Here is a 13,119-nt window from a genome sequence, read left to right on the forward strand (position 1 = left end):
GTATAAAAAAAGCATTAAGAACAAGAATTATTTCTCGTTCTTAATGCTTTTTACTTTGGACAAAAAGGATGCTTATTTTTTCAAATCTATTTCTTCTGTAACTCCATCTTTGGTTACTTTTGCTAGAGTATCGCATTCTCCATTTCCATAATCAATAGTTGCCGACGCGCCATTTTTAGTAATAGAAACAATTCCTTTTACTGCGAAAGATTTTCTGCAAGAAGCATTAAATTCCAAAGGCGTTGTGATTTCTGCCGAAAAAGTGTCTCCATTAGGAAAAGTTGTAGAACCACTTCCTGTTACAACAAATACATTATCATCCCAATCAAACCAAGTGTCGTAACCAGAAGTCATTTCTTTTATCAAAGTTCCTTTTCTGGCATAAATTTTTCCGTCATCAAAAGTAATCGTTAAATCTATAGCAGCTGTAGAAACGGGATGTGGGGTCACTAATAAATTGGTTTCTTTAATAGTTCTTACAATGCTTTTGCTTCCCTGAATTTTTTTGCCATTATGATAAAACCCTTCAAAAGTGTAGCTGATGGTTTGTGTCGAAGAAGTAAAATCGTTAGAAAAAGAAACGACCATTTTTCCTTTTACGGTATTTCCGTTATTAAGAGTACAACCTTCAGCACCAAAATCTACTGTTTTTGTCCAAGTATTATTGGTTAAAACGGTTGTGATTGTGGCACAGCTCGGAAGGTAATTTTTTATCGGTCCGCTTGGTTTTGAAGTTATGTTAAGCTGAGAACTAAACTGGTCTTCAGCAATATTAGTAACATCCTCTACAGAGGCATCAATTTTAGAATTAGCTATAATTTCGTCGTTTGTAATCTTAGCCGAAGATCCGTCATTTGTTTTTTCATCAGAATTACAGCTAATGAAAAAAGATAATGTAATTATACATGTTCCAATTAATAAAAATTTTGTTTTCATAAATAAATAGTTTTGGGTTTCTTTTACGTTAATGAATTCAAATCAGTATTAGTTAGAGCTATTTTTGGTGGGAGTTTTTGGTTTAAGACATAAAATATTAAAATCCTAACCTAAAATACACAACGTATTTTTATTTAAAATAGTATATTTGGAGTCTAAATGAATATTACGTCTCAAATAAAGCAGCCTATTTTTAACGAGATGGAACTTTTCGAAAAAAAGTTCCATGAATCGATGACTTCAAAGGTTGCGTTATTAAACCGAATCACTTATTATATCGTGAACCGCAAGGGAAAACAAATGCGTCCGATGTTTGTTTTTCTTACTGCAAAAATGGTTTCTGGCGGTACTGTAAATGAAAGAACCTATCGTGGAGCTTCAGTAATTGAGCTTATTCATACAGCAACTTTAGTACACGACGATGTGGTTGACGATAGTAATCGCCGCCGCGGATTTTTCTCAATCAATGCGCTTTGGAAAAACAAAATTGCAGTTTTGGTTGGAGACTATTTATTGTCTAAAGGTTTATTGCTTTCTATTGATAATGGCGATTTCGATTTATTGAGAATTATTTCTGTAGCCGTTCGCGAAATGAGCGAAGGCGAATTGCTTCAAATAGAAAAAGCTAGAAGACTTGATATTACCGAAGATGTTTATTACGAAATCATCAGAAAGAAAACCGCAACGCTTATTGCAGCTTGTTGTGCGCTTGGCGCGAAAGCCGTAATCGAAGATGATCTTCAGGTAGAAAACATGCGCAAATTCGGTGAATTAATCGGAATGGCATTTCAAATTAAAGACGATTTATTTGATTACAGCGAAGAAGCCATCGGAAAACCAACAGGAATTGATATTAAAGAGCAAAAAATGACTTTGCCTTTAATTCACGTTTTAAATACTTGTACTCCGCAAGAAAAAAAGTGGCTGATAAACTCCATCAAAAACCATAACAAAGACAAAAAACGCGTAAAAGAAGTTATTGCTTTTGTAAAAAACAATAATGGTTTGGCTTACGCCGAAAATAAAATGGTGCAATTCCAACAGGAAGCACTTGCTCTACTTCAAAACTTCGAAGATTCTGAGTACAAAGATGCCTTGACTTTGATGGTCAACTACGTTATTGAAAGAAAAAAATAATCTTTTTAATTAAATAATTAGAAAATTTGTCAATTAGATAATTGGTTTACTTTGTTGTAAATCAGTTGTGTATTTCTTGTGGTTGGAATTTAGAATTTGTTTTTTCGATTTTTTTTTACTCCCATGCAACCATTTCAAATCGACAATCGTCTATGCTAATAGAAGTCTATTTCTAAAACCAAAAACCGAAAAGCTTATTAATGAAAATTATTTCGTTACATCAAGAAGAAACCAAAATCATAAAGCTGGCTGTCGAAAATAATCGTCAGGCACAGCAGCAGATTTATGGTAAATATTCTTCGAAAATGTTGAGTGTATGCCGTCAATATATAAAAGACATACAATTGGCAGAAGATGTAATGATAACGGCTTTCATGAAAGTGTTCACCAATCTAAAAAACTTTGAGCACAAAGGAAGTTTTGAAGGCTGGATCCGCCGAATTATGGTTAACGAATGCATTTCGTATATAAGAGTTCAGAAAAAAGTAAAATTTGCCGAAGATGAATTTTTTGTAGAAGAAAGCTTCAATGAAATCGACAGCCAATTTACGGTAGAACAAATACAGTATTTAATTGATGCTTTGCCCGACGGCTACAAAATGGTTTTCAATTTATATGCTATTGAAGGCTACAAACACAATGAAATTGCCAAGATGTTAGGAATAAATGAAGGAACATCAAAATCGCAATTATCGCATGCTAGAAAAATGCTGCAAACACAAATTACTATTTTAAAAAGACAAGATAATGGAACCGAATAATTTTGAAAAGGATTTCCGTGAAAAACTAAACCAACGCGAAATTGAACCAAGCAGCAAAGCCTGGGATCGATTGGATGCTATGTTGAGTGTGCAAGAAGAAAAGAAACCTAAGAAAAACAGAAAATGGCTTTATATAGCGGCGAGTTTCATTGGGTTTTTATTGATGGGAACTTTGTTTTTCAATCAAAATAAAAATGAAGTTAAAACGCCAGAAACGATAGTTGTTGAAAAAGAAAAAGAAAAAGAAAAAGAAACTGAAACTCAAAAAAAATCGGTTACAGAACCTGTTTTAAATACTATTGATCCAGTGAAAACTGAAACTGCAATTGCTGAAAAAACTTCAGAAGAAACAGTTAATAAAGAAAAAACAACCAACAGTCAAATCTCAAATAAAACCATTAAAAATGAATCAAATCAAGTAGAGGAGTCTTCAATCATCATCAAAAACAATCAAGATAGACAATCAGTAAACAATGAAACTCAAATTGCTGAAACTTCGAAAAAAGAAAATATAGATCAGTTATTAGAAACAGCTGAAAATAAAGTTGTGGCTCAAAATCCGACCAAAAAATCAAGAGTAAAAATCAATGCCAACGATTTACTTAATCAGGTAGATGGAGAATTGGAACTTTCTTTTAGAGAAAAAGTAATCACAAAAGTGAATAAAAACCTTCAAGAAGTTAAAGTTGCTATATCTAATAGAAATCAGCAAGAGTAAGAATTCACAATTTATAATTAAAGAATCATCATCAATCAAATATTCAATCATTTTAAAACAATCAATCATGAGAAATTTTACCATTTATCTTATACTTTTCTTCTTTTTAGTAGTAAGTAAAGTAGTAGGACAAGAGACTTTTGAATCTGAAACCAAAAGAATTGCTAATAAAATAGAGAAAATTACAAAAGAAGAAAAAGAAGCTTTAAAAGAAGAAGTTGAAGCAGTAAATGTTCAATTGTCTGAAGGGAAAATTACGCAGGAACAGGCTGAAAAGCGAAAAAAAGAATTGGCAGAGGCAAGAGCTGTAATTATGGAAGAAAAAATTACTCTAGCTCAAAATGAACTAAACGATTTAGTTCAGAAAAAAGTGGACGGAAAAATAAAAGAGGATTCGGCAAAAGTGTATATGATTCGCTGGAAATCGTATAGCCATCATAAAGATTCTATTCGCAGTGAAAAGAGAACAACATCCCAATTTGTATTTGCAATGGGACTAAATAATATGATGGTCGACGGAAAACTTCAGGATTCAAATTATAAATTTATGGGATCGCATTTTTACGAATGGGGATTTACATATAATTCAAGACTGATGAAAAATGATAATCTGCTTCATGCCAAATACGGGCTTTCATTAATGTACAATAATATACGTCCAACAAATAACAGAAGTTTTGTAGTAGATGGCGAACAGACAAATCTAGTTGAAAATCCAGTTCATTTAACCGAATCTCGTTTTAGAAATGTGTATTTGGTAGCACCTGTACATTTAGAATTTGATTTTACAAGACCAATAGAACGCGACGGAAAAACGTATTTTAAAACCCATAAAAGTTTCCGTTTTGGTGTTGGAGGTTATGCAGGAATCAACGTAAAATCAAAACAGATTTTAAAATTTGAAGAAGAAGATTTGAAATATAAAACCACAATAAAAGGCGATTACAATGTGAATAATTTTATTTACGGTCTGAGTTCGTATATCGGTTATAGAGAATTGAGTTTGTATTTTAAGTATGATTTAAATCCATTATTTCAGAATAATCTAGTAAAAGAGAATAACATATCGTTAGGACTTCGCATAGATTTAAACTAAAATTACTGGTCGTTTAGTTAGTAAAAGGGCATCTCGAGAGAGATGCTTTTTTTGATTTAAAATGATAAAAATTCCAGTAAGAATTGCGTATTTTTGCTAGCTCGCAACTTTTAAAATTTTAATACACTTTGATTTCACAAACCACCATTGACGCTGTTTTTGAAACTGCTCGAGTAGAGGAGGTTATCGGCGATTTTGTCAATTTAAAACGCGCAGGAAGTAATTTTAAAGGTTTGAGTCCATTCTCAGATGAGCGTTCGCCTTCGTTCATGGTTTCTCCAGCAAAAGGGATCTGGAAAGATTTTAGTACAGGAAAAGGAGGGAACTCGGTTAAATTTTTAATGGAGCATTCTCAGTTTACTTATCCAGAAGCCATTCGGTATTTAGCCAAAAAATACAATATCGAAATTGAAGAAACCGAGCAGACAGAAGCAGAAAAAGCAAATACAGATATTAGAGAAAGTATGTATCTGGTTTCTGAATTTGCGGCTAAATATTTTCAAGATGTTTTAGTGAATTCTGAAGAAGGAAAAGCTATTGGTTTGTCTTATTTTAAAGAAAGAGGCTTTACCAACGAAACCATTAAAAAATTCAATTTAGGATATTCTCCAGAAACTTGGGATGCTTTGACGAAAGAAGCCTTAGGTAAAGGTTATAAATTAGAATTTCTGGAAAGCACAGGTTTAACAATCCCAAGAGAAGATCGTCCGTTTGACCGATTCAAAGGACGTGTAATGTTCCCAATTCAAAGTATGTCGGGACGTGTTTTAGGTTTTGGTGGGCGTATTTTAACCAACGATAAAAAAGCGGCAAAATACCTAAACTCGCCAGAAAGTGATATTTACCATAAAAGTAAAGTGCTTTATGGAATTTATCATGCAAAACAATCAATAGCCAAACAAAACAACTGTTATTTGGTTGAGGGGTATACTGATGTGATTCAGTTTAATCAAGCCGGAATAGAGAATGTTGTGGCTTCGTCTGGAACAGCTTTAACGCCAGATCAAATTCGTTTGATAAATCGTCTAACGCGAAATATCACCGTTCTTTTTGATGGAGATGCTGCTGGTTTAAGAGCGGCGATTCGAGGGATCGATTTGATTTTGGAAGAAGGGATGAACGTTCGTGTCTGTTCTTTCCCCGAAGGAGAAGATCCAGACAGTTTTGCTAGAAAAAATTCACACGGCGATTTAGTTGCTTACTTAGAAAACAATAGTAAAGACTTTATACAGTTTAAGGCTTCGATTTTAATGGGCGAAGCTAAAAATGACCCAATACAAAAGGCCGATCTGATTCGTGATATGGTAGCGAGTATTTCTAAAATACCAGATCGTATTCAGCGAGAAGTATACATTCAGGAATGCGCTCGAATTATGGATATTTCTGAGCAGGTTCTTACGAGTACTTTAGCGCAGCTTATCCAAAAAGATATTGCTGAAGCGAATAAAAAGCAGAAACAAGAACAAAAACCTTTTGAGGTAGTTAGAAATCAGCCTCCGCAAGCAGGAACATTTTCAGGAGGAGATCCAGAAGATCCAAGAACGGGGCCACCAGAAGGTTACGATTATCCTGGAGATCCAGGATTTTACCCGCCACAACAAACTCAAAAAGTGGATATCTTATATGAATTTGAAAGAAAAGTTATTGAGGTTTTACTTTTGTATGGAAGTGTAGAAGAAGATTTTGAAGATGTTTTCTTGAAAGCAGATGAAGAGGGGAATGTAAAAGAGGTGTCTGAAAAAAGAAAGTATAAAGTATTCGAAAAAATATATCTCAGTCTGCAGGAAGATGAGATAGAGCTATCGAATGTTTTATTTAAAAATATTTACACGAATATTATTGATTTTTATAATCAGAATGAAACTTTTAGTTTAGATAAATATTTGATGCATTTAGAGCCTGAATTTGCTCAGGAAGTAACCAATATTTTAATGGAAGACGAAAGGTTGACCATTCATAATTGGGAAGGACAGAATATTTTTCCAAAACAAAAAAGCGAAACGATTGAGCAGAATGTTTCTGAGACCATATTTGCTATGCGATGGTATTTGGTGTCTGCAATCATAGCAGAATTAAAGAATTCTCTTCTAACGAATCCGCAAGAAGATAATTCAGAAGTTTTAAGTATGGTGATTGATTATTCTAAACTACTGAATAATTTTTCGAAGAAACTAGGACGTGTAGTGGTGCCGTATCACTAAAAAGAGAAAAACTCTATCTGATTTTGATTGATTCAAAAAAAGATAGAGTTTTTATAGGTTTTCGATTTGCTTAAATTAAGCTAGTCGAGCTGTAATTAAATAATTTCTAAAGTCTTAGCTTTGTTTACTAAGTCAACCAAATTAGTAACGTTTAATTTCGTTAATAATCTCAGTTTGTAAGTACTGATTGTTTTTTCGTTCAGATTTAAGATTTTAGAGATTTCGTTGTTTTTCTTACCATCACTTAAGTAACGTAAAACTTCGATCTCACGGTTAGAAAGTTTTCTGTACAGACGCTCACTTTTGCTTTGTTTAGCAATAAGTGCCATGTTTTTACGTACTGTTTCGTTGATGATAATTTTTCCTTCGTGTACTTTAATAATAGAATGACCTAATGTTTCAAGTTTTTCTGTTTTGTGCACATACCCAGAAACTCCTGCTTTAATTGCGTTTGGAGCGTACATTTGCTCAGCAAGATCACTGAAAATAACAATTTTTGTTTTTGGGAAATTTTTCAGGATTGATTTGATTTCGAAGATACTTGAAAGACCTTCTAATTCTAAGTCTAGAATTAAAATGTCGATCTCCTTCGTTTGAAGGATATCTCTAACCATTGAAAAATTGCCTACGTTGGCAACAATTGAAATTTGATCGTGGTCTTTGAAATAAGACTTAACGCCAAAGTGCGTCACAGGATGATTGTCTGCTAGACATACTTTAATCATAATTTTTACCTTTTTTAGAATTGTTCATGTTTTTGGAACGGTAAAAATAATAAATAAATTCTGTAATAACTCGCAGAGAATGTTAAAATGTGTTATTTTAACGTTTTTGGTATCAAACAAACCGGAATTGGATCCATTTTATGCTTGTTGCTGGTGTTTAATCGTTTATAAATTTCAAAGACAGATTTTTCTCTCCCTTCAAAGTCAGATGCCGTATTTCCTGACTCCGCGGCCAACATCGCCCATTCCAATTCGTCATAACTTGCACCTAATTGATCCTCATCGGTACGATTGTCTCCAAATAATCCGTCAGTAGGAGCAGCTGTTAAAATTGATTGTGGAATTTGCAAAAATTCTCCTAAAGCGTACACGTCAGATTTCATTAAATCGGCAATCGGACTTAAATCTACACCGCCATCTCCATATTTTGTATAAAATCCAACGCCAAAATCTTCAACTTTATTTCCAGTTCCAGCAACCAATAAACCATGAATTCCTGCTAAATAATATAAAGAAGTCATTCTGATACGTGCACGTGTGTTTGCCAAAGCTAAATTTACTTTTGCAGTATCTTCTGTCGCAGGAACGGCGTTTTTAAACGATTCAAAAGTTTCTGTCAAATCTGTCTTAACATCAGAAACATTAGGGAAACGCGCTTTTAACTGTTCAATATGTTCTCTTCCTCTTGAAACTTGGCTTTCTGCCTGATGAATGGGCATTTCTACACATAAAACTTTCAGTCCTGTCTGTGCGCATAAAGTTGAAGTTACTGCAGAATCTACACCTCCTGAGATTCCAATTACAAAACCGTTTACTTTTGCATTAGTAGCGTAATTTTTTAACCACTCTACAATGTGCGTATTTACTTTTTCTGTCTGAATTGTGCTTTTTTTAGCCATAATAGTTTAAGTTTTAAGATACAGGGATGTATATTTGCAGAATTATTTTGAGTATGCACTTACTTAAAATTCTGATAACACAAATCTAATTAAAATAAAATGAAAATATATCGCTTTGCAGTGGTTCTGTGCCTGTTTTTTTTGTCTTGCAACCAAAAAAGTAAGGTTGAAAAAGAAGTAGAAGAAATTCCTGTTGATATTAAGGTAGAACGATTTGATAAGGTGTTTTTTGAAACTAAACCGCAAGATCTTCCAAAAATAAAAAAACAATATCCGTTTTTCTTTCCTGGTAATGATGATAATATCTGGATTCAGAAAATGAACGATCCGATTTGGAGAGAAGTTTATGAAGAGGTTCAGAAAAAGTACAGCAATTTTGAACCTGTTCGCAAAGAGTTTAATGAGCTTTTCCAGCACGTAAAATATTATTTCCCTAAAACTAAAATTCCAAAAGTAATCACGGTTATTGGAGAAATGGATTATAATGCCAAATCAATTTATGCAGATAGTCTTGTGGTTGTAGCTTTGGAATTATATTTAGGAAAAAATCATAAGTTTTATGAGTTTCCAAATTATTTAAAAGAGAACTTTGAAGAAAGACAAATTATGCCAGATGTGGTTTCTAGTTTTTCGTATCGAAATATTCCAAATTCTATAGACAGGAGCTTGGTTGCTCAAATGGTTTTTGAAGGGAAACAGCTTTACGCAAAAGATTTATTGATTCCTGAATATACCGATGCTGAAAAAATAGGATATACTCCTGAACAAATTAAATGGTGCGAAGAAAATGAAGCGTACATGTGGCGTTATTTTATAGAAAATGAAATGCTTTACAGTGAAGATCCGAAATTGAGAGCTCGATTTATAGCACCGGCACCTTTTTCAAAATTCTTTTTAGAAATAGATAACGATTCTCCAGGACGAGTGGGAGCCTGGATCGGCTGGCAGATGGTACGTTCTTACATGAAAAATAATAGTGATGTTACTTTGGCTGAATTATTCAAGCTTGAGCCAAAAGAAATCTTCGAAAAATCAAAATATAAACCTAAAAAATAATGGCAAATATAAACTCAGAAATTAAATTTAATATAGAATTGGACGAAAACCGCGTTCCAGAAAAATTAACATGGAGTGCGCAAGACGGTGGAGTTCAGGCTGAAGAAGCAAAAGCAATAATGCTGTCAATTTGGGATAGTAAAGCAAAAGAGACCATGCGTATCGATCTATGGACAAAAGATATGCCAGTAGACGAAATGAAAATTTTCTTCCACCAGACTTTAGTGGCAATGTCGGATACTTTTAAACGTGCAACAGATGACGAAAAAATGTCTGACACTATGAAAGATTTCTGTGATTACTTTGCAGAAAAATTAGAGCTTACGAAATAGATAATTTTTAAATAAAGAAATCCCAAATTCCATTTGTAAACTTGGAATTTGGGATTTTTTATGATTGTTAATTTTTGGAATTTAACTCTAAAATTCTCAGTTGTTTTTAAAAACTTCCTGATTCAATTGATCGATATAAGATAAAAGCTCTTCTTTTCCGATTGCTTCTGTAGATGAGGTTACAAAATATTGTGGCATTTCGGCCCAGTTATTGGCAAACATCTGTTTTTTGTAAGCTGCAATATGCGAATCTATTTTGGTTTTACCGATTTTATCTGCTTTGGTAAAAATAATGCAGAATGGAATTTCGCTTTCGCCCATATACGACATGAATTCAATATCAATATTCTGTGCTTCGTGACGAATATCAATTAAAACAAAAGCGCAAACCAATTGTTCTCTGTTTTCGAAGTAATCTGTAATAAACTGCTGGAAAATTGATTTTGTTTTCTTTGAAACCTTAGCGTATCCGTAACCTGGTAAATCGACCAAAAACCAATTGTTGTTGATTTTGAAGTGATTTATTAATTGTGTTTTTCCTGGTTTTCCAGACGTTTTAGCTAAGTTTTTATTGTTGGTAAGCATGTTTATCAAAGATGACTTACCTACGTTTGATCTTCCTATAAAAGCATATTCTGGCAAAAAATCCTTCGGACATTTTGATGCATCAGAATTGCTGACAATAAATTCGGCGGTGTTAATTTTCATAATCTCTCGTTTTAAAACCTCCTAAAAAAAATAAATTTTACGGCTAAAAATTCTTTTCAGTAAGCCATTTTTCAAGAATTTCATTGAATTCCTGAGGGTGTTCCATCATTGCTGCGTGTCCGCATTTGTCAATCCAATATAAAGTTGAATTGGGTAGTAATTTATCAAATTCTTCAGCTACATTTGGAGGGGTTACAGAGTCATTTCTTCCCCAAATAATGCAGGTTTCAACGTCCATTTTTGGCAAATCTTTGGCCATATTATGACGAATTGCGCTCTTTGCAATAGTCAAAGTTTTGATCAATTTGATTCGGTCATTAGCTGTTGCATATACTTCATCAATCAAATCTGGAGTTGCAATTTTCGGGTCATAAAATACAGCTTCAGCTTTTGTTTTAATGTATTCGTAATCGCCTCTTCGTGGGTAACTGTCTCCCATTGCGCTTTCGTAAAGTCCAGAACTTCCGGTGATTACAAGTCCGGCAACTTTCTCAGGGTAAAGTTTTGTGTGGTATAAAGCGATATGCCCTCCAAGAGAATTTCCTAAAAGAATTACTTTGTCAAAGCCTTTAAAAGTGATAAAGTCTTTTACGTATTTCGCAAAACTTTTTACGTTCGTTTTTAAAATGCTTTGAGTATATATTGGCAAATCTGGGATAACAACTTTATATCCTTTCGTTGGGAAATATTGTGCTACACCATCAAAGTTACTAAGACCTCCCATTAAACCATGCAGGATAACGATTGGAGTTCCTTCTCCAGCTTCGAAATAGCTGTATTTGCCTTCTTTTTTATAGTGTTTGTCCATCTAATCTAATGCCAATTTCAATTTCGACAAATATAGGGTTAATTCAACAAAAATGAATTTTTGATGCCATTTTTTAACTAGATAATTTGAGTAGAACTTGTAAATGATTAAAAATCAGTAATTAAAGTGGTTTTTGCTAAAATAATCAAATGTTAAGAAATATGCATTATAATCAATTTTTTAAGAAAATTAGCGCATTATTTTTTTGAATGAATAACGTATTTAAGAATCTGTTAATTAATAGTTAAGGTATTGATTGAATGAGGATTATGGAAAGTGGTAGCAAAGTGGTTAAACTTATTAACAAAGTGGTATAAAGTGGTAAAATGTGGTAATATTTTTTATATTTTTGCTGTATAACATGTTAACTAGTTTTTTTTTGAACACAATTGTTGGAACATATGAGTGCAAAGTCGATGCTAAAGGAAGGCTAATGATGCCTGCGCCTTTAAAAAAGCAGTTGACGGCTTCTCTTCAAGACGGATTTGTTTTGAAGCGCTCTGTTTTTCAGCCGTGTTTAGAATTATATCCTATGGTAGAATGGGATGCGATGATGAAAAAAATCAACAAGCTTAATCGCTTTGTAAAAAAGAACAACGATTTCATTAGACGGTTTACTGCTGGTGTTAAAGTAGTTGAGGTTGATGCATTAGGGAGATTGCTTGTTCCAAAAGATTTGGTAACGTTTGCCAGTATTTCTAAAGATGTGGTTTTTTCATCTGCGGTTAATATAGTTGAGATTTGGGACAAAGATTTATACGAAAAATCAATAAGCGGCGAAGATATGGATTTTGCAGATTTAGCCGAAGAAGTAATGGGAAATATTAATGACGACGAAGATGGAATATCATAATCCGGTTTTGCTTCATCCAACAGTAGATGGTTTAAATATTAAACCTGATGGTGTGTATGTAGATGTTACGTTTGGGGGCGGTGGTCATTCAAAAGAGATTTTAAAAAGATTAGGGCCAAACGGAAGGCTGTTCGCATTTGATCAAGACGAAGACGCGCTTGCCAATGCATTGCCAGACGAAAGGTTTACCTTAATAAATGAGAATTTTAGGTTTATAAAAAGGTTTTTACGTTTTCACGGAGTAAAAGCGGTTGACGGAATCTTGGCAGATTTGGGAGTTTCATCACATCAGTTTGATGTTCCTGAGAGAGGTTTTTCAACAAGATTTGATGCCGAATTAGATATGCGGATGAGTCAAAGAAATGATTTAAATGCTTATCGAGTGGTTAACGAATATGAAGAACAGGATTTACGTCGTGTTTTTTTTGATTATGGGGAGTTGAAAAATGCGCCAGTTTTAGCAAGAACAATTGTTGAGGCAAGAAAAGATTACCCAATCAAAACGACTGAAGAATTGAAAGAAGTTTTGAAAAGGTTTTTGCCGGAGAAAGTTCGAAACAAAGTTTTGGCTCAGATTTATCAGGCAATCAGAATCGAAGTAAATCAAGAAATGGACGTTCTGAAAGAATTTATAGAACAGTCATTGGAGATTTTAAAACCTGGAGGAAGATTTTCGGTAATCTCTTATCATTCTTTAGAAGATCGTCTGGTAAAAAGATTTATCAAAAACGGAATGTTTGAAGGGGAGCCAGAGAGAGATTTTTACGGAAACTTTTCAGTTCCATTCAAAACTATCGGAAAACTGATTGTTCCAGATGATGAAGAAATCAAAATTAATAATAGAGCAAGAAGTGCCAAATTAAGAGTTGCAGAAAAGCTATAATATATA

Annotated in this window: 14 protein-coding genes; 9 read left to right on the forward strand and 5 right to left on the reverse strand. The window is 33.5% G+C overall.

The window, feature by feature from the left end; genetic code table 11:
* Positions 1 to 72: 72 nt before the first annotated feature.
* Positions 73 to 936: a hypothetical protein gene (locus tag DMB71_RS07660; protein ID WP_111365026.1), complete on the reverse strand. Its 864-nt coding sequence runs from the start codon at positions 934 to 936 to the stop codon at positions 73 to 75.
* 159 nt (positions 937 to 1,095) lie between these two features.
* On the opposite strand from DMB71_RS07660, the gene DMB71_RS07665 reads away from it, so the two are divergent.
* The 5 genes from DMB71_RS07665 to dnaG all read left to right on the forward strand — a co-directional run bounded on the left by DMB71_RS07665 (position 1,096) and on the right by dnaG (position 6,849).
* Positions 1,096 to 2,073, forward strand: coding sequence for a polyprenyl synthetase family protein (locus DMB71_RS07665; RefSeq protein ID WP_111365028.1), 978 nt, complete (start codon positions 1,096 to 1,098; stop codon positions 2,071 to 2,073).
* A gap of 200 nt (positions 2,074 to 2,273) precedes the next feature.
* Positions 2,274 to 2,834 carry an RNA polymerase sigma factor gene (locus DMB71_RS07670; protein WP_111365029.1) on the forward strand — a complete coding sequence of 187 codons (561 nt, stop codon included), beginning with the start codon at positions 2,274 to 2,276 and terminating at the stop codon, positions 2,832 to 2,834.
* Positions 2,821 to 3,552 (forward strand): hypothetical protein, encoded by a 732-nt coding sequence (locus DMB71_RS07675; RefSeq protein ID WP_111365030.1) that lies wholly within the window; start codon positions 2,821 to 2,823, stop codon positions 3,550 to 3,552. Before DMB71_RS07670 ends, DMB71_RS07675 begins: the two co-directional genes overlap by 14 nt.
* 67 nt (positions 3,553 to 3,619) lie before the next feature.
* A complete protein-coding gene (locus DMB71_RS07680) occupies positions 3,620 to 4,648 on the forward strand; it encodes a hypothetical protein (protein WP_111365031.1) in 1,029 nt (342 codons plus the stop codon).
* Between the two features lie 128 nt (positions 4,649 to 4,776).
* Complete coding sequence (gene dnaG / locus DMB71_RS07685) at positions 4,777 to 6,849, forward strand: DNA primase (RefSeq protein ID WP_111365033.1); 2,073 nt, start codon at positions 4,777 to 4,779, stop codon at positions 6,847 to 6,849.
* A 95-nt stretch (positions 6,850 to 6,944) separates the two neighbouring features.
* Here the strand turns inward: dnaG and DMB71_RS07690 are convergent, their stop codons facing one another.
* Together DMB71_RS07690 and nadE are read right to left on the reverse strand one after the other, a co-directional pair.
* On the reverse strand, positions 6,945 to 7,574 hold the full coding sequence (locus tag DMB71_RS07690) for a response regulator transcription factor (protein ID WP_008467169.1): 630 nt from the start codon (positions 7,572 to 7,574) through the stop codon (positions 6,945 to 6,947).
* 92 nt (positions 7,575 to 7,666) lie between these two features.
* Positions 7,667 to 8,473 carry an NAD(+) synthase gene (gene nadE / locus DMB71_RS07695; protein ID WP_111365034.1) on the reverse strand — a complete coding sequence of 269 codons (807 nt, stop codon included), beginning with the start codon at positions 8,471 to 8,473 and terminating at the stop codon, positions 7,667 to 7,669.
* 99 nt (positions 8,474 to 8,572) lie between these two features.
* Here nadE and gldB point away from each other — a divergent pair, with 99 nt between their 5' ends.
* Both gldB and gldC read left to right on the forward strand, forming a co-directional pair.
* Entirely contained in the window at positions 8,573 to 9,529 is a 957-nt protein-coding gene (gene gldB / locus DMB71_RS07700) for a gliding motility lipoprotein GldB (protein ID WP_111365036.1), read from the forward strand.
* Positions 9,529 to 9,861 (forward strand): gliding motility protein GldC, encoded by a 333-nt coding sequence (gene gldC / locus DMB71_RS07705; RefSeq protein ID WP_008467164.1) that lies wholly within the window; start codon positions 9,529 to 9,531, stop codon positions 9,859 to 9,861. Before gldB ends, gldC begins: the two co-directional genes overlap by 1 nt.
* Positions 9,862 to 9,957: 96 nt before the next feature.
* Here gldC and yihA read toward each other — a convergent pair whose 3' ends face one another.
* Both yihA and DMB71_RS07715 read right to left on the reverse strand, forming a co-directional pair.
* Positions 9,958 to 10,569: a ribosome biogenesis GTP-binding protein YihA/YsxC gene (yihA, locus tag DMB71_RS07710; RefSeq protein WP_111365037.1), complete on the reverse strand. Its 612-nt coding sequence runs from the start codon at positions 10,567 to 10,569 to the stop codon at positions 9,958 to 9,960.
* Positions 10,570 to 10,612: 43 nt separating this feature from the next.
* The gene (locus tag DMB71_RS07715) at positions 10,613 to 11,377 is read right to left on the reverse strand and encodes an alpha/beta fold hydrolase (protein ID WP_111365039.1); all 765 of its coding nucleotides are present in this window, start codon (positions 11,375 to 11,377) and stop codon (positions 10,613 to 10,615) included.
* Between the two features lie 379 nt (positions 11,378 to 11,756).
* Between DMB71_RS07715 and DMB71_RS07720 the strand changes: the two genes are divergently transcribed.
* Together DMB71_RS07720 and rsmH are read left to right on the forward strand one after the other, a co-directional pair.
* Entirely contained in the window at positions 11,757 to 12,230 is a 474-nt protein-coding gene (locus tag DMB71_RS07720) for a division/cell wall cluster transcriptional repressor MraZ (RefSeq protein WP_035691746.1), read from the forward strand.
* Positions 12,205 to 13,113 (forward strand): 16S rRNA (cytosine(1402)-N(4))-methyltransferase RsmH, encoded by a 909-nt coding sequence (gene rsmH, locus DMB71_RS07725; RefSeq protein ID WP_204251771.1) that lies wholly within the window; start codon positions 12,205 to 12,207, stop codon positions 13,111 to 13,113. Before DMB71_RS07720 ends, rsmH begins: the two co-directional genes overlap by 26 nt.
* Positions 13,114 to 13,119 lie beyond the last annotated feature (6 nt).

This window comes from Flavobacterium tistrianum, assembly GCF_003254545.1.
Classification (GTDB): domain Bacteria; phylum Bacteroidota; class Bacteroidia; order Flavobacteriales; family Flavobacteriaceae; genus Flavobacterium; species Flavobacterium tistrianum.